The organism is Lysinibacillus sp. FSL R5-0849 (assembly GCF_038595075.1).
Lineage (GTDB): Bacteria > Bacillota > Bacilli > Bacillales_A > Planococcaceae > Lysinibacillus > Lysinibacillus fusiformis.
In genome coordinates this window covers 4,283,873-4,307,362 of record NZ_CP152004.1, presented here as the reverse complement: position 1 = coordinate 4,307,362, position 23,490 = coordinate 4,283,873, and the positions used below count along the sequence as shown (strand labels likewise).

The 23,490-nt window shown below is 36.9% G+C and carries 20 protein-coding genes; 16 read left to right on the top strand and 4 right to left on the bottom strand.

Annotated features, from left to right (window positions below; translation table 11 throughout):
• The first annotated feature begins 173 nt into the window (after window positions 1–173).
• From MKY80_RS21295 to MKY80_RS21280, 4 genes are all read left to right on the top strand, one after another.
• Window positions 174–1,271 (top strand): AI-2E family transporter, encoded by a 1,098-nt coding sequence (locus MKY80_RS21295; protein WP_008175205.1) that lies wholly within the window; start codon window positions 174–176, stop codon window positions 1,269–1,271.
• Between the two features lie 11 nt (window positions 1,272–1,282).
• Window positions 1,283–1,906, top strand: coding sequence for an NUDIX domain-containing protein (locus MKY80_RS21290; protein ID WP_008175203.1), 624 nt, complete (start codon window positions 1,283–1,285; stop codon window positions 1,904–1,906).
• Between the two features lie 130 nt (window positions 1,907–2,036).
• The gene (locus MKY80_RS21285) at window positions 2,037–2,498 is read left to right on the top strand and encodes a hypothetical protein (RefSeq protein WP_069482882.1); all 462 of its coding nucleotides are present in this window, start codon (window positions 2,037–2,039) and stop codon (window positions 2,496–2,498) included.
• A 233-nt stretch (window positions 2,499–2,731) separates the two neighbouring features.
• The gene (locus MKY80_RS21280) at window positions 2,732–3,340 is read left to right on the top strand and encodes an alpha/beta hydrolase (protein WP_008175196.1); all 609 of its coding nucleotides are present in this window, start codon (window positions 2,732–2,734) and stop codon (window positions 3,338–3,340) included.
• 41 nt (window positions 3,341–3,381) lie between these two features.
• Here MKY80_RS21280 and MKY80_RS21275 read toward each other — a convergent pair whose 3' ends face one another.
• The 3 genes from MKY80_RS21275 to MKY80_RS21265 form a co-directional block, all read right to left on the bottom strand.
• Window positions 3,382–5,493, bottom strand: coding sequence for an MMPL family transporter (locus tag MKY80_RS21275; protein WP_342531106.1), 2,112 nt, complete (start codon window positions 5,491–5,493; stop codon window positions 3,382–3,384).
• A gap of 105 nt (window positions 5,494–5,598) precedes the next feature.
• The gene (locus MKY80_RS21270; RefSeq protein ID WP_008175192.1) at window positions 5,599–6,615 is read right to left on the bottom strand and encodes an inorganic phosphate transporter; all 1,017 of its coding nucleotides are present in this window, start codon (window positions 6,613–6,615) and stop codon (window positions 5,599–5,601) included.
• A gap of 21 nt (window positions 6,616–6,636) precedes the next feature.
• Entirely contained in the window at window positions 6,637–7,257 is a 621-nt protein-coding gene (locus tag MKY80_RS21265; protein ID WP_008175190.1) for a DUF47 domain-containing protein, read from the bottom strand.
• A gap of 422 nt (window positions 7,258–7,679) precedes the next feature.
• Here MKY80_RS21265 and MKY80_RS21260 point away from each other — a divergent pair, with 422 nt between their 5' ends.
• Together MKY80_RS21260 and MKY80_RS21255 are read left to right on the top strand one after the other, a co-directional pair.
• Window positions 7,680–8,366, top strand: coding sequence for an ABC transporter ATP-binding protein (locus tag MKY80_RS21260; RefSeq protein WP_008175188.1), 687 nt, complete (start codon window positions 7,680–7,682; stop codon window positions 8,364–8,366).
• A gap of 1 nt (window position 8,367) precedes the next feature.
• Window positions 8,368–9,687: an FtsX-like permease family protein gene (locus MKY80_RS21255; RefSeq protein WP_107922313.1), complete on the top strand. Its 1,320-nt coding sequence runs from the start codon at window positions 8,368–8,370 to the stop codon at window positions 9,685–9,687.
• Between the two features lie 248 nt (window positions 9,688–9,935).
• Here the strand turns inward: MKY80_RS21255 and MKY80_RS21250 are convergent, their stop codons facing one another.
• The gene (locus MKY80_RS21250) at window positions 9,936–11,096 is read right to left on the bottom strand and encodes an SAM-dependent methyltransferase (RefSeq protein ID WP_342531101.1); all 1,161 of its coding nucleotides are present in this window, start codon (window positions 11,094–11,096) and stop codon (window positions 9,936–9,938) included.
• A 191-nt stretch (window positions 11,097–11,287) separates the two neighbouring features.
• On the opposite strand from MKY80_RS21250, the gene putP reads away from it, so the two are divergent.
• The 10 genes from putP to MKY80_RS21200 all read left to right on the top strand — a co-directional run bounded on the left by putP (window position 11,288) and on the right by MKY80_RS21200 (window position 23,443).
• Entirely contained in the window at window positions 11,288–12,775 is a 1,488-nt protein-coding gene (gene putP / locus MKY80_RS21245) for a sodium/proline symporter PutP (RefSeq protein WP_008175184.1), read from the top strand.
• A 137-nt stretch (window positions 12,776–12,912) separates the two neighbouring features.
• Entirely contained in the window at window positions 12,913–14,199 is a 1,287-nt protein-coding gene (gene hflX / locus MKY80_RS21240; RefSeq protein ID WP_342531099.1) for a GTPase HflX, read from the top strand.
• A gap of 418 nt (window positions 14,200–14,617) precedes the next feature.
• Window positions 14,618–16,105, top strand: a complete 1,488-nt coding sequence (locus MKY80_RS21235) for a peptide MFS transporter (RefSeq protein ID WP_008175182.1) — start codon at window positions 14,618–14,620, stop codon at window positions 16,103–16,105.
• Window positions 16,106–16,312: 207 nt separating this feature from the next.
• Entirely contained in the window at window positions 16,313–17,458 is a 1,146-nt protein-coding gene (locus MKY80_RS21230) for a M20 peptidase aminoacylase family protein (RefSeq protein WP_036121158.1), read from the top strand.
• On the top strand, window positions 17,458–18,282 hold the full coding sequence (locus tag MKY80_RS21225; RefSeq protein WP_008175180.1) for a GNAT family N-acetyltransferase: 825 nt from the start codon (window positions 17,458–17,460) through the stop codon (window positions 18,280–18,282). Before MKY80_RS21230 ends, MKY80_RS21225 begins: the two co-directional genes overlap by 1 nt.
• 21 nt (window positions 18,283–18,303) lie before the next feature.
• Window positions 18,304–19,410, top strand: coding sequence for an o-succinylbenzoate synthase (gene menC, locus MKY80_RS21220; protein ID WP_043989909.1), 1,107 nt, complete (start codon window positions 18,304–18,306; stop codon window positions 19,408–19,410).
• Between the two features lie 40 nt (window positions 19,411–19,450).
• A complete protein-coding gene (locus MKY80_RS21215) occupies window positions 19,451–20,503 on the top strand; it encodes a hypothetical protein (protein ID WP_008175178.1) in 1,053 nt (350 codons plus the stop codon).
• A 285-nt stretch (window positions 20,504–20,788) separates the two neighbouring features.
• On the top strand, window positions 20,789–21,739 hold the full coding sequence (locus tag MKY80_RS21210; RefSeq protein ID WP_089985785.1) for an ABC transporter permease: 951 nt from the start codon (window positions 20,789–20,791) through the stop codon (window positions 21,737–21,739).
• A complete protein-coding gene (locus MKY80_RS21205; protein ID WP_008175176.1) occupies window positions 21,732–22,685 on the top strand; it encodes an iron chelate uptake ABC transporter family permease subunit in 954 nt (317 codons plus the stop codon). The genes MKY80_RS21210 and MKY80_RS21205 overlap by 8 nt, the downstream gene beginning before the upstream one ends.
• A complete protein-coding gene (locus MKY80_RS21200; RefSeq protein ID WP_008175175.1) occupies window positions 22,682–23,443 on the top strand; it encodes an ABC transporter ATP-binding protein in 762 nt (253 codons plus the stop codon). Before MKY80_RS21205 ends, MKY80_RS21200 begins: the two co-directional genes overlap by 4 nt.
• Window positions 23,444–23,490 lie beyond the last annotated feature (47 nt).

Below are 23,490 nucleotides of genomic sequence, written 5' to 3'. Positions count from 1 at the left end.
TAGTGGAAGTGAGCGAATTTTTTAGTTTGTTGGAAGGGAGCTTTTTAAGTAAACGCGAAAATCTAGTAGTAAATTCGCACAGAAAAAATTGATTGAGTCAAAACATACTAGGATACTTGCGAAATGGTTAATATATCAGTAGTATCTTGAGTAACGGCGATAAAAGGAAGTGAATGAAAGTGACGAGGAAGGTTTGGTTTCAAGTAGGTGTAGGGATATTACTTACACTATTAATTATTAAATATTTTATAGAAATTCATTGGATTTTTTCACCACTAGTTATCATATTAAAAGCCATTTTTATCCCTTTACTACTTGGGGGTGTCTTTTATTATGTGACTGAACCAATTCAGAGATTTTTAGAAAAGCGTAAATTTCCTAGATGGGCAAGCATATTGACGATTGTGTTCGGCCTCATAGGAATTGCAGGGGTTTTTGGCTGGATTATTGGGAACCCGATTGCCGAGCAGGTCAATAAATTAGTGAAGAATGCCCCTATGATTAGTTCAAGTATTAGTACGAGTATTCAGCAATTAACAGACTATGTACTGCTCAATAAAGATAACTTCCCACAGCAGGTAAATGATGTAATTGAAAAAATGGCGAACTCTGTGCAAGATGTTGCAATGGTGGCGAGTAAAGGGTTTATTTCCTTTTTACAATCCATAGTGTCTGTATCATTACTAGCTGTTTTAATTCCATTCTTCTTTATTTTTATGTTGAAGGATCATGAGAAATTTGCACCATCTATTTATAAATATTTCAGTGGCGAACGTCAGCAATGGGTAAAGAAAACATTAAGTGAAATTGATGATGTTTTACGTAGTTATATTCAGGGCCAACTGCAAATTAGTTTTTTATTAGCGCTTATTATGTATGTGGGTTACTTAATTATTGGATTAGAATATTCGTTACTATTAGTAATATTTGCATTCTTTATGAATATGATTCCATTTATTGGGCCTTGGATTGCATTTACGCCAGCCCTAATCGTAGCGGTTATTCAGGATCCTATTTTAGTTGTTTGGGTATCCGTTGTGACGCTTGTTGCTCAACAAATTGATAGCAACTTTATTACACCTAACGTGATGGGGAAATCGCTCGATATCCATCCACTAACTGTTATTACAATTATTCTCGCAGCAGGTAATATTGCAGGCTTTATAGGAATTATTATCGCTGTACCATTTTATGCAGTATTGAAAGTTATCGTATCCAATATTTATGATCAACGTAATGCAATCAAGAAAAAAGCGACGAAATCAGTATAGGAGTCGAAACAATGGAACAAGAAATTGTAAAGGTATTTAATGAACAGCATGAGGAAATTGGGACAGCTACACGGTCGGAAGTACATGAAAAAGGGCTTTGGCATGAGACATTTCATTGCTGGCTTGTCAATGAGGACTATATTTATTTTCAAGTACGAAGCTCACAGAAAAAGGATTATCCAGGTTTACTCGATATTACAGCAGCTGGCCATCTTTTAGCTGTTGAAACAGTGGAATCAGGTATACGAGAAGTAAAAGAAGAATTAGGGCTCCAAATAGATGTCCAAGATGTTGTCAAAATGGGCATGACCTCTTGTAGTATCGTTTCTGAAAATATGATTGATAATGAATTTTGCCATGTCTACATATATCCTTTCGAGCATGATTGGAATTCCTTTGCTTTACAATATGAGGAAGTATCAGGTGTAGTAAGAGCAAGACTGAATGAGGCCGAAGCTTTCTTCTTGGGAGAAACGACAACTCTGAATATTGAAGGATACGAATACTTCCCTGATGGTCAACGTGTGAAAATTGTCAGACCAGTTGGAACGGCACAATTTGTTCCTTATCGTGAATTGTATGTTGCACATGTGATCAAATTTGCGCGTGAGAAAATATTTAATCAAACATCCTAATTTGGGTAGGATAAGCTAGAAAATAGCTTATCCTATTTTCTTTGTAAAAATGATGAGAATGTACACAATATAACAGGAAAAAATAAGTTATACTGTTAGATAGATTGTAAAGAAAAGGAGCATTTTTTATATGCTAACATTTGAACAAAAACAAGCAATTATTGAATCATTTTCTGAACTAACGAAAAAGGAAATATCATTAAAACGCTTAAATTATCACTTTATGGACAGTCTTTATGAAAAGACAATTGTAGTTGAAAAGCTACATCCGAATGGCAATGGCTTTATCTTTGTTGGAGATTTATTGCGCTATGAGCAAGAGGCTAATAAAGGATTAGTAAATATCCGTGATTATGATGAGCAACAACTTCGTGAGATTATTGCGGATGCTATTCAATATCTATCTGAAGAGGTAGAGACGGAAGAACCGATTATCGAGATTTGGCATAGTCGAGAGGGTGATCAATTACAGCTAGTATTTGAACAACGTTCTTGGAATGTCTACCATGGGGAAAATCTTGAAGAGGCGTTTGGTACGTATGATGCAGCAAAAGAATATTTGCTAGAAGAAGGCTTTCGTAAAAAGAAATAATAAATACGGGGGATTATCATAAAATGAACGGGAAAAAACTAGTGGGAATTGTTATTGTTGTTGTGATTGTGGCTTGTTTACTATCAGTTTTTACTATAACTAATTTTTATAAAAACCATGAGGAACAACCAAATCGTGAAAATCGCGAAATGAATAAGTCAAAGAGCTTGAATTTAATTTTGCCACAGGCTACAATTATCTCGAATTCAAGATAATCGAGAGGTGGACTGTCAATGAAACATATTTTTTATAAAGGTACAGACGAAACAAAACCAACTCTATTGTTGTTACATGGCACGGGTGGTAATGAAGAAAGCTTAATTGGACTTGCCAAGGAAATTGATGATACAGCCAATATATTAAGTGTACGAGGCAATGTACTAGAACATGGAATGCCAAGGTTTTTCCGTCGACTAGCGGAAGGTGTCTTTGATATAGAGGATTTAATCATTCGTACAAAGGAACTGAATGAATTTTTGAACGAGGCGTCACAGCAATATGGCTTTGATCGTCAACGAATTGTAGCCGTCGGTTATTCAAATGGCGCTAATATTGCGGCTAGCTTATTATTCCACTACGAGGACGTTTTAGCAGGGGCTATATTACATCATCCAATGGTGCCGAGACGAGGGATAGAGCTACCTAAGCTATCTGCTACCCCTGTTTTTATAGGTGCAGGTACCAATGATCCAATGTGTACAGCACAAGAATCAGAGGATTTAGAGGCTCTTTTAAGTTCAGCGGGTGCGACTGTGACGACGAACTGGTTTGATTTTGGACATCAGCTAACGATTCCTGAAGTTCACGCAGCAAAAGAGTGGTATAACAGTATTTATGCATAGAGAAAAAATCCGCTTCCTTGAACAAGGAGGCGGATTTTTTATTATTTATTTTTCTTTGCGAAAGGAAGCCACCAGTTCCAATCACCAAATAGTTTCATGAGACTTGGTACTAGCATAAGACGAATGATTGTGGCATCAATAGCAACAGCAATGGCTATACCAACACCAATTTGTTTCACAGGCATGACATCTGTGAAGGCAAACGCTCCTGTAATAACAATCATAATGAGCGCTGCTGAAGTAATAATCCGACTTGTGGATGTCAGTCCCTCTATTGTAGCGTGTGTATTGTTGGCGCCTTTTAAATATTCCTCTTGGATACGAGAAATTAAAAAGACTTCGTAGTCCATACTTAAGCCAAAAACAAGACAGAAAACAATAACTGGGATAATCAATACAATTGATCCTGCCTCAATGCCAAAATGTCCGTATTGGAAAATATAGACGAGTATTCCGAAGGCAGAGGAAAGCCCAATAATGTTCATAATAATGGCCTTTAATGGAATTAATACTGAACGGAATGCCAGCATTAAAATAAAGAAAGTGGACACGATGATTATGGCTATCGCTAAAACAATTTTATTAGCGATCTCATCAAATATCTCTTGGTTAAATTTTGCAGGTCCTCCAAGCGCAAAGTGTACACCTAAATCTTTATCCATCCAAGTTCGTGCAAATTTTTGGGCAGTAGTGGAAGAGCCAGCTGCATCAATGGTAATTGGGATGAATAGCTTTGTATCTTTTGAAAAGGTTTGAATAACCGGTTTTAATTGCTCCGCCACCTGTGGGATTGCTAAAGAAGCAGAGAGTTCCTTAGGTGTTGGAATGTTTGTTGCTGTATAGATAGTTGAAACATTGGTAACGAGTGGATCTTTTAATAACTTTTCTTGAATAGTATAAATCAGCTCTCTAGCTTCAGCATCCTCCCAGCCTTCTTTACGTTCAGCTAACAAATATAAAGTAGATGTTTCACCGAGTCTAAACGTTTCATCTAATTTATCGTACGCTACACGTGCATCATATTTTGTCGGTAGGGAATCTACCTGAGGAATTGTTAATTGGATGTCCTTTAATGGAAGCATTCCGATACCAAGTATTAATAATGCAGCGATTACGATAGCTACTGGATGTTTCATGACAAAGCCTGCAAAGCTCCGCCAACGATTTGCGCCACCTGGTTTAACACGTAGTAGACGCCATTTATTGAGTCGGTCGCCCAAAAGCATCATCGTTGCAGGGAGTAAGGTTAAGCCGGAAAGAACAGCTAATAGAACTACTATGGTGCCTCCTAGAGCGATATTATGGAATATTTCAACATCAATGACGATCATGGCACCTAAACCAATCATGACACATACTGCAGAAAAGATGATGGAGCGTCCTGCTGTCTGGGTGGCAGTTTGAATAGCTTGTGCAATGGATGTGTGAGCACGCTCTTCACGGTAACGATTAATGAACAATAGTGCGAAATCAATACTTAAAGCAAGACCAAGCATTGGAACAATATTTAAAACGAAAATGGATAGATTCATGCTACCGCTAAGTAATGTCATAATACCAAAGGCGGTTACAACTGTAACAACCCCAATGATAATTGGCAAAATAGAAGCAATAACCGTACCAAAAGCCAATAATAGGACGATAATGGCGATAGGTAAACCAATGGCCTCAGCAGATGCTAAATCCTTTTGGCTGGCTGTATTAATGTCAGCAGAAATAACTGGTCCACCCGTAATATGAACTCCGTCTTCTTCAATTAATGAACGGATATCCTCAACGATTTCAGAAAGGTTTTCAGCATCGTTTTTTAAATGGACCATAGCATAGGCAATCCCATCTTTACGTAAAGAAGCGTCCTCTAAAGGTGACTGGATGGAATGTATTTCTTTTATGTGATCGAGTTTATTTAAAGTTTCTTCAATTTTCTTATCCTGAGCTGGATCGAACACAACCAAGATTGTATTGGTTGGTATATCGAATGTTTTTGCTAGCTCTTTTGTGACATAGTTATGATCCGCTTCAACAAAAAAGCCATCCCCTTGAAGTTTACCGGGAAGCTGTAAAGCAAAATAAGCCATTGCTAGGAAAATAATAATCCACAGGGCTACGATTGCTTTTGCATGTGTGGTAATAAAAGTTGAAAAAGTTTTCATAGTTGTTTATGTATCCCCCTTTTCCATTAGTTTAAAGGATGTGTCACATTTTGTCGTGTGACAAAGTAAAGACTCCTGTCCATTTATTAGACAGGAGCCTTGTTATTAAAAGAATAATGATAGGACGAAATAAATAATGGATGCCATTACGGCTGAAATAGGCATTGTAATAACCCAAGTAGTAACAATCTTGCGGGCCATTCCCCAGTTAACGCCACGTACACGCTGTGCAGAACCAACACCCATAATCGATGAAGAAATAACATGTGTTGTAGATACAGGTAGATGGATTAATGTCGCACCAAAAATAACTGTTGCTGACGCTAAGTCTGCCGCTACCCCATTAACAGGGCGAATTTTCATAATTTTACCGCCAACGGTTTTAATAATTTTATAACCACCAATAGATGTACCTAGACCCATAGCTGTGGCAGCAGCAGCACGTACCCAGAAAGGTATTTCATCACCGCTATGCAATCCTCCAGCGATTAAAGCCATTGTCATAATCCCCATTGCTTTTTGCGCATCGTTCGTACCGTGTGTGAACGATTGAATGGCTGCGGTGAAGATTTGCATCGTACGGAAACCTTTATTAGTTCGATATAAGTTAAGGTTTTTAAACCATAATTTAAATAGTGTCATCATAATAAAACCAGCACAAATAGCCAGTATTGGAGAAAACACTAAGGCCATAAGGATTTTAGTAAAGCCGCCATAGTTTAATACATCGAAGCCAGCAGATGCGACAGCAGCACCTGCGATAGAGCCAATCAATGTGTGGGAAGAACTTGATGGAATACCGAAATACCATGTAAGTAAATTCCAAATAATAGCTGAAATTAGTGCGGCCAAAATAACGACTGAGCCGGTTGTGTCTCCTTCAAAGGCATTTAAAGAAAACGGATCTACAATGTCTTTTGTTAAAGCTTTAGCAACCCCTACAAAAGTGATAGCGCCGATAAAGTTCATGGTTGCGGCCATGATGATCGCTACACGAGGTGGCAATGCTCGAGTGGAAACCGAAGTTGCAATAGCATTTGCAGTATCGTGGAAGCCGTTGATAAAGTCAAATGTTAGGGCAAAGATGACGACCAGTACGGTTAGTATAATGATTGTATTCATTGTAAAGTGCCCATCTCCTAATTATGCGTTACGCATGATAATTGTTTCCATAGTATTAGCTACGTTTTGACAATGATCAGCGATATCTTCAAGTTGTTCATATATATCTTTAAATTTAATGAGGCGAATCGGATCTTTTTCGTTTAAAAACAGTTGTTTAATGGAAGAACGTTGTACTTCATCACATTCACGTTCATAGTCTTTAATTAGAATAGCGTGAGGACGCATACCAATTAGATTCTTTTTCTTTAACTCTTCAGTTGCTTTGACAATTTCATCCACACTTTTAGAAATATAGCCTAGGAAAGTGCGCATGGATTCATCAATTTCTGTGAGTGAAAACATTTCAAAATGGGCAATACAATGTTCTGTACCATCTAAAATATCATCCATACGAATGGCAAACTCTAAAATATCTTCACGCTCAATAGGTGTCATAAATGATTTGTTTAGCATTACGATCAGTTCGTGAATGAGCTTATCGCCAGCAGTTTCGTAATTTTTCATTGTAATGCTAATCTCTTTTAGGTCAGCTACACTGTTAATACGAAAATCATTTGCGTAATGCACAGCCTCTCTCATATTTTCAGCAATTTTATGCAATGCAATAAAGAAAGGGTCTTGTTTTTTTGAGTTAAGCATGTAAATCGAATCCTCCTGGATATAAATAAATTAATCGACCTCTAAACTTTACTATCATAACAAAATCTTTAATTTATCTACATAAAAATTTTATATTCGACATAAAAATTTACATTGCTGTAATATACAATTCGTTCACAAAATAAAGGGGGATTAAACTGTAATTGTTATTAATAGTACAGATAAATCCTTTGTTATTAGGTTTTTTACTGACATTCACACGTGTTTAGCACAGAATTATGTGTGATTTACAATGAAAATCAGTGAAAATAATACTTGAATTGTAAAGGGAATGTAAACTCAATTTGTTTTAGAAGGAGTCTCTCCTTATTCTTAAGAATATCTTCATTTTTATCCTTCCTCTTTATTAAGAATTGTTTTCTACAATGGGAAATGAGTGAGAAAGGAGTGTTTATTAACAAATGATTCAAGTTGAAAACTTACAACATACATTTTTAATTGGAAAAAAGGGGAAAGAAAAGCAGGTTCCCGTTTTAAAAGGCGTGAACTTTGAGGTCAATAAAGGAGAGATTGTAGCAATTGTCGGAAAAAGTGGCTCTGGAAAGTCAACTTTATTACAAGTTTTAGCTGGATTTATGAAGGTTGAGCAGGGTTCTATTAAAGTGAATGGTAAAGAAACAGCACAGCTAAATGAAACAGAAAGCGCCGCATTTCGCTTGAGACAATTCGGTTTTATCTTTCAAAACTTTCAACTAATGCCTGGCTTGACGGCATTCGAAAATATTGAGTTACCCTTGAAGCTACAAGGATTGCGCAAAGCAATGAGAAAAGAAAAAGTGAAAAAAATAATGGACAAGGTTGGTCTAACAGAAGTCGCCGATCATTATCCAAATGAATTATCAGGTGGGCAGCAACAGCGTGTCAGTATTGCAAGAGCGCTCATTACGAATCCTCCTGTGTTGCTGGCAGATGAGCCAACAGGAAGTTTGGATTCAGAAACAGAGCAAGATATTTTGATGCTTATTCAAAGTTTAAACCAAGAGTTTGGGTTAACCTTTGTCATTATTACTCATGATGAAGAAGTAGCGACAATCGCACATAGACGCTTCCGTATGTATGATGGCGAATTGGTAAAGGAGGAAGCTTAATATGTTATTTAAAGACCAAATAGATTTTGTCACGCAGCATATCAAGAAAAATAAATTACGTGTTTTTATGACGGTTCTAGCTGCAACGATGGGCTGTGCTTTCCTTATCGTACTAGCATCCGTCGGTTTTGGATTACAGGAATCTCTACGTAATGAAATCCTTTCAAATGAAACAGTTACGAAAATTCAAGTGTATGGGGATAAGCAATTTACAGAAGATCAGGTCCAAGAAATTAAAAGGATAGATCATGTGGAAACAGTACTTGAAACGGTGGGCATGAATGCCTCTGTACATTCCTTCTTAAGTGATCGTGATTCAACTTCTAGTTTAATTTTGAACGATATGAAGGATTTTGAGCAGGTGAATGGCAAGCTTGCAGAAGGTGTATATCCATCAAAGCCAAATGAAATAGTGGTCGGCTATCATTTTGCACAAACATTATTGAATGAGGCCGATCGCAATGTGATTAAAGAAAAAAGCAAAAAGGCTGAGGCAGATGGTACCTATTATAATGGAAGTGATGAAGGCTATAAAAAATCATTAATTGGACAGAACATTAACATATCACTATTGCCTAACACTGGTAACAATGAGGAAACAGAAAAAATGACCTATACAATTGTTGGTGTCATGGAGCAACCTTCGTATGATTGGATGATTGATAATACTATTCATATGGACATAGCACAAAAGCCAGCATTAGTTGAGAATTTTTCCGCTCTTGGAGATACAACCGAGGAGGAATTGTTTTACTCAGAATTCAATATTTTTGCTGATACTTTGGAAAACGTGAAGCCAATTTTAGAAAAACTAAAAGATAATGGCTACAGTGTCTATTCAGTGACGGAGCAATTAGATCAAATGAATGTATTTTTCTTAGTATTAAAAATCGGTTTGATTTTTGTTGGTACGATTGCGGTGCTCATTGCTTCCATCGGTATTTTCAATACGATGACAATGGCGGTGACAGAGCGAACTCGTGAAATAGGTGTATTAAAAGCGATCGGTGCGAGTCCAAAACTGATCCAACGTTTATTTTTAATGGAAAGTACGTTTATTGGGCTTTTAGGAACCTTCATTGCGGTTATCATTTCATACGCCATTAGTTTTGCGGCAAATGCAGTGCTGCCGTTGATTCTAAAAGCAGCCACAGGAGAAGATGCATTTGCTACAAATGATATTACATTCTCTCTTATTCCATGGCAGCTAGTCGTTATTGCAGCAGGTATTAGTATTGGAGTAGCAATGATCTCAGGTTATCGTCCTGCTCGTAAGGCGACGAAAATTGATGTCATCCATGCTTTACGACAAGAGCTATAATAAGGTTGGCTTGCCTTAGACTGTAGACAAAACCATCGAGAAGTTTTCATTCTCGATGGTTTTTGTTCTTTATTGGTGAATAACTACACCAGATAGGCTAGTAGCTGTTCAAAAGTAAACATGAAGAGAGTGGATATTTTCTCTCGACTATCCATCATGAAAAGCATCAGCTTCGTAAAACAAAAAAGACTATAGCCACACTCAAAATTTTCGAGCTTGTCTATAGTCGGATGACCCTTTTTGGTATGTTATAAATACTCTTTTAACTCCTTTTGTAAAAATGGTGTTGCATGTAATAAATTTAAGAAAGCATCATAGTTGGCACGTTGCTCTATACTTGCTTTTTTTCCTGTTCGGTATGCTCGGATTAAAATATTTTTAGGCGTATTTTCCATATCAATAAATTCAAGAAGCTGTGCTTCATAGCCTACAAGGGACAAGATTTCGGCCCGAATGGAATCGGTAGCAAGGGCGGCGAAACGCTCTCGGATAAGACCGTGTTGTAACATAATGTCCAATGAAGGGGTATTTAGTTGACGATTCAATTCATGTTGGCAACAAGGAACACTTAATATAACGCTTGCGTCCCATTTCACGGCACGGGCTAAAGCCATATCTGTGGCAACATCGCACGCATGCAGTGTTACGACCATGTCTACAGCGGATTCCTCATTATAATCATTAATATCTCCTACAAGAAATTCAAGCTGGTCATAGCCTAGGTCTTGTGCTATTCTTGAACACTCTTCAATAACTTCCTTTTTTAGATCTAGGCCTGTTACACGTATATCTAGACCTTTTTCGATTTTTAAATAATGATACAAAGCAAACGTTAAATACGATTTGCCTGATCCGAAATCTAAAATACGAACTTGCCGATTTTTTGGTAAGTAGGATAAAGCATCGTCAATAAATTCAATAAAGCGATTAATTTGCTTAAATTTATCGTATTTTTGTTTTTTAACTTTTCCATCCTCTGTTTGCACGCCAAGCCGGATTAAAAACGGATAAGGTTGATCATCCGAAAGTAAGTAATTCTTTTTACGATTATGTGCCAAATTAACTTGCTTAGGTGTACCGGATTGATCGGATTTCCAAAGTACTTTATTCTTTTTGGATAATTGGACTTGTACTTTTTCATCAATAAAATCAACATGGGCTTGGCGATAATCTTCGAATATAGTCTCCAGCTTAGCGGGAAATTCGGTCAATTGAATATTTTCATGTTTTAAAATTCGTTCATATTGGTATTCAATTTGTATATGATAACTGTTCTTTAACATTAAAGGCTTCAACTTCATGCGTTTAACTTCATTAGATTTCATGCGAGGTTGACTTATTGTCGCAGTAACTAGCTGTTGCTGTAAAATTCTTTCTATGAGATGAGCTTTCATTTCTTCAAATGTCATACATTTTCGCCTACTTTATTGTGTAATAGATGGCACTAGTTTAACACATTTTATAACGAACAATGTTTTTGAAAAAAATTTCACAAAAATTCTGTGTAATTATAGGTAGAATTGTATGTTCATGGTATCTTTATGTGTATAGTATTTCTTTATGAATTGGTGATACTAAAGACTGAATAGGAGGAAAAAGTATGTCAGATAATATGTATCAATTATTAGCAATTATTATTTATATGGTCGCCATGCTAGCGATAGGTTGGTATGCATTCGTTAAAACATCCAATTTAACAGACTATATGCTTGGTGGTCGTTCCTTAGGTCCGGCTGTAACGGCTCTAAGTGCAGGTGCGGCGGACATGTCTGGCTGGCTTTTAATGGGCTTACCTGGTGCTATTTTTTTATCAGGTCTTGTTGAGGCTTGGATTGCCATTGGGTTAACTGTAGGTGCTTATTTAAACTGGTTATTAGTAGCACCACGGCTACGCGTTTATACACAGGTTACCAATGATTCCATTACAATACCGAGTTATTTGGACAATCGATTACGCGATCATACGAAGTTAATAAGAATTGCTTCAGGTATCATTATTTTATTATTTTTCACATTTTATGTTTCTTCCGGGATGGTAGCAGGGGGCAAATTTTTCGATAGCTCATTTGGTTATGACTATCATACAGGTTTGTTAATTGTTTCGGCAGTAGTAGTAGCCTATACATTGTTCGGTGGATTTTTAGCAGTAAGTTATACCGATTTTTTACAAGGACTTATCATGTTTATAGCACTTATTGCTGTACCGCTATTCGGTCTTTTTGTAACAGGTGGGATAGGGGATACAATTACTTCTATTAAAGCAGTTAGCCCAGATTTGCTAAACATGTTACCTGCCACTGCAACAGCAGCCGGTATTATTTCCTCACTTGCCTGGGGATTAGGCTATTTTGGGCAGCCACATATTATTGTACGCTTTATGGCCATCAGCTCTGTAAAGGAAACAAAGCAGGCTCGTCGTATTGGTATTGGCTGGATGATGTTAAGTTTATTTGGCGCCATTGGGACAGCGTTAGTAGGGGTAGCTTATTATGAACAAAATGCAGGTGAGCTAAAAGACGCTGAAACAGTATTTATTGTACTTGGACAAATTTTATTCCATCCATTTATAGCTGGAATTATGCTAGCGGCCATTTTAGCTGCTGTTATGAGTACCATTTCATCGCAATTAATCGTTACCTCTTCGGCACTTGTAGAGGATATTTATAAAGCACTGTTTAACAAAACAGCAACCGATAAGCATTATGTTTTTGTAGGGCGTATGGCTGTATTAGTTGTTGCGATTATTGCAGCAATTTTAGCCTGGAATCCAGATAGCTCGATCTTAAGTTTAGTTGGTTTTGCATGGGCAGGATTCGGTGCAGCATTTGGGCCAGTCATTTTACTTTCTTTATATTGGAGAAAGTTAACGAATTACGGAGCTTTAAGTGGAATGGTAACGGGTGCTGCAACAGCATTTATTTGGGGGAAAGTTGAATCATTATCAAGTGCCCTATATGAAATTGTGCCAGGCTTCTTTGTATGTTTAATCGTTGCGGTTATTGTTAGTCTATTGACGTATAGACATAATGAAGAAATTGAAGAAGAGTTTAACCGTTCGGAAGTATTATTAAAAGAAGAAAGAAAATAAGTGAAATGCGCCTTTTCTAAGAGGCGCATTTTTTGAAACGTTTTTCATAACGTTCCGAACATACGGACAGGTGTAATTTATGGTAAGATGGAGAAAATTTGTCGTAGGGTCACCAAGGCTTTGGTGGGAGGTTTCTAATGGATAGAATTAAGGAAGTTGATGTATTAATTGAAAAGGCCATTCTCGTTGGCGTAAATTTACGGAATGATGCGCACTTTGAGTATTCAATGGAAGAGCTTCGAAATTTAACAGAGGCTCTCAATGTGGAGATTGTAGGGGTAGTTACGCAAAATTTAGAGCGCGTGACACCTTCCCATTATGTTGGTACAGGTAAAATAGAAGAAATCAAAAATTTCTATGAAGAAGCACAAGCAAATCTCGTTATTTTTAATGATGAGCTATCACCGTCGCAAATTCGTAATTTAGAGCGTGATCTAGCAACAAAAGTTATTGATCGAACAATGCTTATTTTAGATATTTTTGGCCGACGTGCGAAAACACGGGAGGCACAAATGCAGGTAGAACTAGCACAGCTTCAATATATGCTCCCACGCTTAGTGGGCTTACATGCCTCTTTAAGCCGTCAGGGTGGAGGTACAGGTGGTGGCTTTAAAAACCGAGGTGCTGGGGAAACAAAGCTAGAATTGGATCGTCGAAAAATTGAAGATCAAATAGCGAAAATCAAAAAGGATCTAGAGCAGGTCAAAGATCAACGAGAAACGCAGCGGAAACAGCGTCGAAAAAATGCCCTTCCGGTAGTATCTATTGTCGGCTATACGAATGCTGGTAAGTCAACGATTATGAATCAGTTGCTGGCAGAGATAGGACAAGAAGAGCATAAACAAGTCTTTGAGAAGGATATGCTTTTTGCTACGCTTGAAACCTCAGTTCGTCAGATAGAGCTACCTGATAAAAAGACATTTTTATTAACGGACACAGTTGGATTTGTAAGCAAGTTGCCTCACCATCTAGTAAAAGCGTTCCGCTCCACATTAGAAGAGGCAAGAGATGCAGATCTTTTATTACATGTCGTAGATGTTTCTAATTCAGAGCATGGTTTTATGATGGACGTTACAAATGAAACATTAAAAGCGGTAGGAGTTGAAGGTATCCCAACCATCTATGTTTACAATAAAGCTGATCTTGCCCAAGTGCCTTACCCTGTTGTAAGTGGGGATAATATTTGGGTTTCAGCAAAACAAGGGGTAGGGTTAGAAGAATTAATTCAATTAGTTCGTCAACACATTTTCTCTGATTATGTGACATGTGAAATGCTCATACCTTATGACCAAGGGAATATTGTTTCTTATTTAAATGAACATGCCTCTGTTTCTAATACAGCATACGAAGAAGGCGGTACTTTATTATCGCTTGAAGTTAAAGAAGCAGATTATGCAAAATATCAGCAATACGTTGTAAATTAATAAAATGAAAAAATAATAAAAAGCATGCCAAAAAGATTTTGGCATGCTTTTTGTTATTAAGGGGAATATAGAATCTAGAACAACAGCATGTACGTATTTTAATAATTTTTAGAAAAAATAGTTTAAATTTGGATAAAAAGTTATAAATCTGAATTTTAAATATTTTAGAATAATTTAATGTTCAGAAAACAAGTTTGTGCTACGGAAGTGTGAGAAAACTTAGATATATCAAAGGATTTAATAATTATCAAAATGAACAATCAGAATTTAAAGAAAAATAATAAATTTTCAACATTTTTTAAAACTCTTGCTAAAGTTAAAAAAACACTTTAGTATGATGAAACACAGTTTTTTAATCCTTATTTTAGGGTAATAATGTTTTTTTAAGAGAATATTTTTAATTGGGAGAGGGTATTGTATGTCTAGTAAAGATGAAGTTGTAAAATCTGTCCCTCAAAATGGCTTTGTTGGACACCCTAAAGGGCTCTTTACTTTGTTTTTCACAGAATTTTGGGAACGTTTCTCGTATTACGGTATGCGAGCAATTCTCATCTTCTTTATGTATTACGAATTGAATCAGGGTGGATTAGGTCTAGACCGCGGTACAGCGAACTCTATTATGGCCATTTATGGTTCCCTTGTTTATATGTCAGGTATTATAGGTGGATGGATTGCCGACCGAGTATTAGGAACACGTAGAACTATTTTTTATGGTGGCGTGTTAATTATGATTGGTCACTTATTGCTAGCACTGCCTGGCGGTGTAACGATGCTATTTGCTTCAATGGCATTTATCGTAATGGGGACTGGGTTATTAAAACCAAACGTTTCAAGTATTGTTGGGGATATTTACGCTGAAACAGATAGCCGTCGTGATGCAGGCTTCTCTATTTTCTATATGGGTATTAATATGGGGGCATTCATTGCACCATTTATTGTCGGAACAATTGGACAAAAGTATAGCTTCCACTTAGGCTTTGGTTTAGCCGGTTTAGGGATGTTCATTGGGCTAATTGTTTATAAATTAACAGAGAAAAAATACTTAGGCTTAGCGGGTTTACAAGTTAATAACCCATTAAAGCCTGAAGAACGTAAAAAAGTCTTTGCGCAATTTGGTATTGTTGCTTTACTTATTATTATTCTTGGTGCTATTGGTATTAAAACGGGTACTTTAACAATGAATGTATTCAGTTTAATCATTACAGCTCTAGGTGTATTAATTCCAACAGTCTTCTTTATTTATATGTATCGTAGTGAAAAGACAACAAAAGATGAAAAATCTCGACTTCTTGCCTATATTCCATTATTCTTGTCAGCCGTTATGTTTTGGGCGATTCAAGAACAAGGGGCAACAATTCTGGCTACGTATGCAGACGAACGTACACAACTAAGTATTGGTAGCATTCAGCTTCAATCTTCGTGGTTCCAGTCATTAAACCCGCTATTTGTTATAACAATGGCACCATTATTTGCGATGTTATGGCTTAAATGGGGAGACAAGCAGCCAACTACGCCACGTAAGTTTTCATACGCCTTATTCTTTGCAGGTTTATCATTCCTTGTCATGATGATTCCAGCACATTTATCTGGTGGAGAAACATTAGTTAGTCCTTGGTGGTTAGTACTGTCATTCTTCTTAGTAGTTGTAGGTGAATTATTATTATCACCAGTTGGTTTATCTGCTACGACGAAATTGGCACCACAAGCATTTGCTGCACAAACAATGTCTTTATGGTTTTTAACAAGTGCGGCAGCACAAGCAATTAATGCGCAGTTAGTAAAGGTTTATGAAGTTGTAAGCGAATTCACATACTTTGGCTTCTTAGGATCGCTTTCAATTGTCATTGGTATATTATTGTTAGTTTTATCGCCGATTATTTCAAAGGCAATGAAAGGTATTAACTAAATTAAAGATGTAAATACAGTCCGGATAATGGGCTGTATTTACATCTTTTTTTGTTATCTAAATTAATGTCTATTTATGAAGTCTAGCGCGAAATATATTATCTTAAGTAGTAATTTTATTGAGTATGGGTATAAGTTTCTATGTAGAAGATCATTATTTTCGCTATAATAATCATAATTATAAGAAAATTTTAAGGGGTTGGATGTTATGAAAGAAGAATTGGACCGTTTGAGGTCAAGATTAATGGAGATTTTTACGTATTTACACGCCAATCCGGAAATTAGCTGGCATGAGGTAGAAACAACCAATTATATAGTAGATTTATTAACTGAAGAAGGATTTTCGCCAATTCGTTTTAAAAATTCTACAGGTCTTTATGTGGATGTGGGTCATGGTAGTCCTAAAGTAGGTTTACGCACAGATATAGACGCATTATGGCAGGAGGTTGATGGCCATTTCCGTGCCAACCATTCCTGTGGGCATGATGGACATATGACAATGGCTATTGGTGCACTCTTATTATTAAAAGAACAACAGCCATCATTTAATGGTACAATCCGTGTCATTTTCCAACCGGCTGAAGAAAAAGGGACAGGAGCATTAGCGGTCTTAGAAGAAGGGGTAATTGATGAGCTCGACTATTTATTTGGAGTTCATGTAAGACCAGTCCATGAGCTAGAGGATGGTACATACTGTGCTGCCTTGTATCATGGTGCCTCTCGTTTACTTGAAGGGGAGATTATTGGGGAAGATGCACATGCTGCAAGGCCACACCTTGGCATTAATGCAATCGAAGTAGGGGCTACCATCATTGAGGATTTACGAACCATTCATACCGATCCAATGGTACCTGTTTCGGTGAAGATGACAAAGTTTCATGCAGGGGGAGAATCAGGAAATATTATACCTGGAAATGCCTCATTTACGATTGATATTCGAGCCCAACAAAATAATGTTATGGACGATTTAGCGCAAGGGGTCAAACGTGTTATTGATTCGTCTAAGTTATTGCATAAGGTGCAGATTGAATTACGTACTGTTGCCAATATTGTAGCAGCAGAAGTTGATACGAGTGCACAATATATTATGGAACAAGCAATTATACAAGCTGCTGGATTATCAAATTTAAGAAAGCCGGTACACACACCTGGTGGAGAGGATTTTCATCATTATGCGGTAAAACGACCACACTTAAAAACAACAATGTTGGGTTTAGGGTGTGGGTTATCACCAGGGTTACACCATCCGAAAATGAAGTTTAAACAAGCAAGACTTGTTACTGGCGTGGAGATTCTTACGAGAGCAGTCTTGTTAGCATTGGAATCAACGGATACAAAGGAGGCGTCAGCATAATGTTAGAGCAAGTGCATATTCGCAAAGTAATGACACCTATAGAAATTGGAGAGGTCCAAAAGTTGAATGCTGAAATATGGGGAAGCCAAGCAATTCCCTCTCACCAATTACTAGCAGTTGTACAAAATGGCGGATTAGTTTTAGGTGCTTATTTAGAAGAAAAGCTAATTGGCTTCAACTATTGCTTTGTAGGTTCTCATGATAGAGAAATATACTTACATTCACACATGATTGGTGTAAAAAAAGCATATCGTGAACAAGGTGTAGGTGAGTTATTAAAGCATGCTCAGCAAGAATACGCAAAAGAAAATGGATTTCAGCTGGTTCGTTGGTTATTTGAGCCTCTGGAGGTGAGTTTAGCAAATTTAGCATTTTTAAAGCTAAATGCTATGAGTTATCAATACGAAAATGATTATTACGGCGCTCTTCAAGATGACTTTAATGAAGGATTGCCATCAGATAGGCTGGTTGTAGAGTGGTGGATAGAGCGTGAACAAATGGCGGATAGCCTTGACGAACTAGAAGAGATCGCAGATGAAATCGTACCGTGGACACTAACTGTCGATGGCTTGCCTGTCCTAGACATAGATAATACATTTCAAATGGAGGAATCCTTTCATCAGGATGCCTATCTATTACCGATTCCTCAATATTTGCAGAAAGTGAAAGTTGAAAGTCCTAAACTAGCTGAGGACTGGCGCTATAAAATTAGAAAGATCTTAACAACATTATTCAATCAAGACTATGCCATTGTACGCGTCAAGAAGCACCCAGAATATGTCCATAGCTATCTGTTAGTCAGACGCTCCTTATTAGCCTTATAATTATAATAGGGAGTGAAGTTTGTGAAAATAGAAAAGATGACGTTAAGACATATTAAAATGCCGATGAAAGCACCATTTACAACAAGCTTTGGCACAATCGATGAAAAGGAACTGTTATTAATAGAAGCACAAGATGAATCTGGGATTACTGGATGGGGAGAAACGGTAGCTTTTGTAGCGCCTTGGTATACAGAGGAGACTTTAAAGACGACATGGCATATGCTGAAAGATTTTCTAATACCTCTCTTGCTACATAAAGAGGTTGGGCATCCAGATGAGGTGACTACATTGTTTGCTCCTATTCGCAGAAATTGCATGGCGAAAGCTTCGATAGAAGGTACGATATGGGATATTTATTCCCAGCAAACAAAGCAATCACTCGCAAGGGCTTTAGGAGGGCAAAAACAACGAATTGAAGTTGGGGTCAGCGTAGGTATTCAAGCTTCAACAGCTCAATTAATAGAAGTAATAAAAAGCCATATGGAAAAGGGCTACAAAAGGGTGAAAGTGAAAATTAAGCCTGGCTATGATGTAGAAGTGGTGCGTGCAATCCGTGCAGAGCTACCGGATCTACCTTTAATGGTCGATGCGAACTCAGCTTATACGTTGGATGATATCGCCATATTACAGCAGCTTGATGATTACAACTTATTAATGATCGAACAGCCACTAGCTACTGATGATATTGTGGATCATGCAACCCTACAGAAAAACATAAAAACACCAATATGTTTAGATGAAAGTATCACATCGTTTGAAGATGCTCGTAAAGCAATTGAGCTAGGGAGCTGTGGTGTAATAAATATTAAAATTGGACGAGTTGGCGGTTTAACAGAGGCGAAACGAATTCATGACCTCTGCAAGGAGAATCAAATTCCCGTTTGGTGTGGAGGAATGTTAGAGGCAGGAATCGGACGAGCACATAATATTGCCTTAACTTCTCTTAGCCATTTTATGTTGCCTGGAGATACTGCTGGCTCTAGTCATTATTGGTATGAGGATATTATTAATCCAGAAGTCATCGTCAAAAATGGATACATTGATGTACCTCAAGAAATCGGCATTGGCTATACAATTAATAGGGCTGTTATTGATAAGCTAACGATTAGCAAAGAGGTCTATCAATAAAAATCATTTACGATAAAGGAAAAAACGAGGAGAGAACTGATTGAAAAAAAGCTTGCAAATCGGCGGTGCCTATGTAGGAATTATCGTTGGTGCAGGATTTGCATCTGGACAGGAAATTGTCCTCTATTTTACAAGCTATGGCTTTAAAGGGGTTTATGGTGCCCTATTAGCGATGGTTGGTTTCTCTATTGTTGGTATGTGTGTAGCCCAGGTTAGTTCAAGACTACGCACTGCATCTCATAAGGATTTAATTTATCAGATTTCTGGTAATGCTGTTGGTCTTGTATTGGATTATTTATTATCACTGTTTTTATTTGGCGTGGCTGTTATTATGTTTGCTGGTGCGGGTGCAACATTGCAGCAAATGTTTGGACTACCTATTTGGCTAGGGAGTATATGTATGATACTGCTAACAGTAGCCACCGTGATGATGGATGTTAAAAGTATCATTAATATTATTGCACTAGCAACTCCGTACTTATTAGTGATTGTTTCTATTATTGCTATCTATGCCATTGCAACGATGGATCTTACCTTTGTCGAACAAGCGGTAATTGCCCAGCAGGCGCAAATAAGCTCGAAAAGCTGGTGGTTGACTGCTTTGTTATATATGTCATTTAATATTGGAGTAAGTTTCTCATTATTAACGGTGATGTGCGGCTCGGTGCGCAATGATAAAATAGCTGGAATGGGGGGCATTATTGGCGGAATTCTATTAGGCGCTTTAATTCTGCTTATTAATTTTTCTCTTCTTGCAAAAATGAACGTTGTTATAGGACTAGATATTCCTATGCTAGCATTAGCAAATGAAATTCATCCATTAGTTGGGCTATTAATGACTTTCTCTCTATTAGGGATGATTTACAATACTGCAGTAGGGATGCTCTATTCATTTATGGTAAGATTCTTTAAGCCTAATAGACCTAGCTTTAAAGTAGCAGTTATTTTTATAGGGGTTTTAGGCTTTTTAGCAAGTCTAGCAGGATTTACGACGCTTGTAGCTAAGCTCTATGCAGTAATGGGATATGTAGGTTTGGTATTAATTATATTCATTATTTCAGCATGGTTAAGAAAAGTGAGACGAATCATATAGCGAATAAAAATGGTAATTGAGACGCGGGGGTGTTCTCAATTACCATTTTGTTTGGATAAAGAAATTGTAGAAATAGTGAATTATTTAAGGTGTGAAATTTGCCGAAAATACTAATATTTCATTAATTAGACACGTTTTCTAGTTCCTTTAAAATAAACCGAGAATAATTCTCATTTGCATGTTGACTGAGAATGAAAACATGACTATAATGGAAATCGTGAGTAATGATAATCATTTTCACTACACATTCATTACACACAAAATTGAAATCTACCGGGGATTACTATGAAAATAAGATATCTTTTAACAGCAACTGTTGTGTTGTCTATAGTATCGCTATTTATCGGAGTAGTAGATATTAAACCATTTGATCTATTAGACTTCCAATCAGAAGAAACTAGACTATTTTTAATTAGTCGTGTACCTAGACTTGTTGCTATTTTGCTAGCAGGTGCAGGTATGAGTATTGCTGGTTTAATTATGCAAAGCTTAAGTAGGAATAAGTTCGTATCACCAACGACAGCAGGTACTTTAGATGCCACTCGACTGGGTATATTGATTTCCATGATGTTTTTCACAAATGTCACGTATTTCCAGAAAATTTCCTTCGCTTTCATATTTGCTTTAGCCGGCACATTATTATTTATGCAAATATTAAATCGAATTAAGTTTAAAGATGCGATTTTTATACCGCTTATTGGCTTAATGTATGGTAATATCCTGTCTTCCGTAACAACGTTCTTTGCTTATAAGGCAAATATTATCCAAAACATTTCTGCATGGTTACAAGGAGATTTCTCATTAATCATGAAAGGCCGTTATGAACTGTTATACATAAGTGTACCAGTACTTATTTTAGCTTATATTTATGCCAATCGTTTTACAGTAGCCGGTATGGGTGAGGATTTTGCTAAAAATCTTGGTCTATCCTATAAGTTTGTGGTGAATTTAGGCTTAGTATTGGTGGCTCTTATCTCCACAACAGTGGTGCTAACAGTCGGTGTCATTCCATTCCTTGGCTTGATCATACCGAATATTATTTCACTGTTTAAAGGTGACAATTTGGCAAAAACATTGCCGCATACAGCATTACTTGGTATGTCATTCTTATTATTCTGCGATATTTTAGGACGCGTACTGATTTTCCCTTATGAGATACCAATTAGTATGACTGTTGGTGTAATTGGAAGTGCCATCTTCCTAGTCATGTTGTTTAGGGGGAGAGCATATGCGTAATCGTACAAGAATGTTCATTTTGCTGGGTCTTGCCGTGATAGCTATCTTATTGTATCTATTTTGGGAGTTGAATGGGAATTATCACTATGCTTTTCCGAGACGTGTCATAAAAGTTATAGCGATGGGGCTAACGGGTATAGCTATTGCCTATTCAACAGTGGTTTTCCAAACCATTACCCATAATCGGATTTTAACGCCAAGTGTTATGGGATTAGATGCTTTGTATATGTTGATTCAAACATGCATCTACTTTTTCTTTGGCTCTACATCTATTTTAGTTATCAATATTTACTATAATTTTACCCTTGCTATTGTATCAATGATTGTTTTCGCTTTAATTTTTTATCGAGTTTTGTTTAAAGAAGGAAAGCGACCAATATATTTCTTACTACTTGTTGGTATGATTGTCGGTACGTTCTTAGGAAGTATCACAACATTCTTCCAAGTATTGATCGATCCTAATGAATTTTTAGGCTTACAAAGTAAAATGTTTGCAAGTTTTAACAATGTTAATTCAGATTTAGTTTGGCTTGCTGGTGTAATCATTTTACTAACGTTTATATATGGTTGGCGTCATATGAATCAATTAGATGTCATGTCTTTAGGACGAGATACAGCAATTAATTTAGGTGTACCATACGATAAGCTGGTACAACGCATGTTAATTTTAGCTTCTATCTTGATTTCTGTTTCGACAGCGCTAGTTGGGCCAATTACATTCTTTGGATTAATCGTTGCGAATTTATCGTATCAGTATTTTAAAACATACAAGCACTCCGTCTTAATTGCTGGTTCTTGTGTAATGAGTATTATTGCTTTAATCGGTGGGCAGTGGATGGTTGAACGAGTATTCACTTTCAGTACTACACTAAGCGTCATTATTAATTTTGTGGGTGGAGTATACTTCATCTACTTATTATTAAGAGAAAGTAGGTCAGCAGGATGATACAAGTCAAAGAAATTACGAAGTTTTTCGGGAAAAAACCTGTCGTTCAAGATGTAAGTGTTGACATTGTTTCAGGGAAAATAACGTCTTTTATTGGACCCAATGGTGCAGGAAAGTCCACGCTACTTTCAATGGTGAGCCGTTTGCTGAATGCAGATACTGGTGAAGTACTACTCGACAAAGCAGATGTAAGACGCTGGAAATCAGATGATTTCGCCAAGCGTGTATCCATATTAAAGCAGTCTAACTTTATGAATGTCCGCTTAACGATTCGTGAGCTTGTATCCTTTGGTCGTTTCCCTTATTCAAAAGGAAATTTAAAACCCGAAGATGAAGAAAAAGTGGATGAAGCTATTCAATATATGAATTTAGAAGATATTCAACATAATTACTTAGATGAATTATCAGGCGGTCAACGTCAGCGGGCTTTTATTGCAATGGTTATTGCTCAGGATACAGAATACATCTTACTGGACGAGCCATTAAATAATTTAGATATGAAACATTCTGTTCAGATTATGAAGATTTTACGTAAGCTAGTGGATGAGTTAGGGAAAACAGTTGTAATTGTACTCCATGACATTAATTTTGCATCAGTATACTCAGATAATATTGTTGCATTAAAAGATGGCCGTGTTGTGAAAAACGGTTCTACCAACGATATTATTAACTCGGACGCGCTGAAGGAAATCTATGATATGGATATCCCTGTTCAAGAGCAGGATGGCTGCCGAATTTGTGTTTATTTTAATTCTTAGAAATAGTAACAGATGGTTTAACCATCCATTAACTATAAAATAAATTT

Bases quoted from the DNA above. Each gene is read 5' to 3' on its own strand.
- MKY80_RS21295 (WP_008175205.1), top strand. From the start codon at position 174: ATGAAAGTGACGAGGAAGGTTTGGTTTCAAGTAGGTGTAGGGATATTA.
- MKY80_RS21290 (WP_008175203.1), top strand. From the start codon at position 1,283: ATGGAACAAGAAATTGTAAAGGTATTTAATGAACAGCATGAGGAAATT.
- MKY80_RS21285 (WP_069482882.1), top strand. From the start codon at position 2,037: ATGCTAACATTTGAACAAAAACAAGCAATTATTGAATCATTTTCTGAA.
- MKY80_RS21280 (WP_008175196.1), top strand. From the start codon at position 2,732: ATGAAACATATTTTTTATAAAGGTACAGACGAAACAAAACCAACTCTA.
- MKY80_RS21275 (WP_342531106.1), bottom strand. From the start codon at position 5,493: ATGAAAACTTTTTCAACTTTTATTACCACACATGCAAAAGCAATCGTA.
- MKY80_RS21270 (WP_008175192.1), bottom strand. From the start codon at position 6,615: ATGAATACAATCATTATACTAACCGTACTGGTCGTCATCTTTGCCCTA.
- MKY80_RS21265 (WP_008175190.1), bottom strand. From the start codon at position 7,257: ATGCTTAACTCAAAAAAACAAGACCCTTTCTTTATTGCATTGCATAAA.
- MKY80_RS21260 (WP_008175188.1), top strand. From the start codon at position 7,680: ATGATTCAAGTTGAAAACTTACAACATACATTTTTAATTGGAAAAAAG.
- MKY80_RS21255 (WP_107922313.1), top strand. From the start codon at position 8,368: ATGTTATTTAAAGACCAAATAGATTTTGTCACGCAGCATATCAAGAAA.
- MKY80_RS21250 (WP_342531101.1), bottom strand. From the start codon at position 11,096: ATGACATTTGAAGAAATGAAAGCTCATCTCATAGAAAGAATTTTACAG.
- putP (WP_008175184.1), top strand. From the start codon at position 11,288: ATGTCAGATAATATGTATCAATTATTAGCAATTATTATTTATATGGTC.
- hflX (WP_342531099.1), top strand. From the start codon at position 12,913: ATGGATAGAATTAAGGAAGTTGATGTATTAATTGAAAAGGCCATTCTC.
- MKY80_RS21235 (WP_008175182.1), top strand. From the start codon at position 14,618: ATGTCTAGTAAAGATGAAGTTGTAAAATCTGTCCCTCAAAATGGCTTT.
- MKY80_RS21230 (WP_036121158.1), top strand. From the start codon at position 16,313: ATGAAAGAAGAATTGGACCGTTTGAGGTCAAGATTAATGGAGATTTTT.
- MKY80_RS21225 (WP_008175180.1), top strand. From the start codon at position 17,458: ATGTTAGAGCAAGTGCATATTCGCAAAGTAATGACACCTATAGAAATT.
- MKY80_RS21210 (WP_089985785.1), top strand. From the start codon at position 20,789: ATGAAAATAAGATATCTTTTAACAGCAACTGTTGTGTTGTCTATAGTA.
- MKY80_RS21205 (WP_008175176.1), top strand. From the start codon at position 21,732: ATGCGTAATCGTACAAGAATGTTCATTTTGCTGGGTCTTGCCGTGATA.
- MKY80_RS21200 (WP_008175175.1), top strand. From the start codon at position 22,682: ATGATACAAGTCAAAGAAATTACGAAGTTTTTCGGGAAAAAACCTGTC.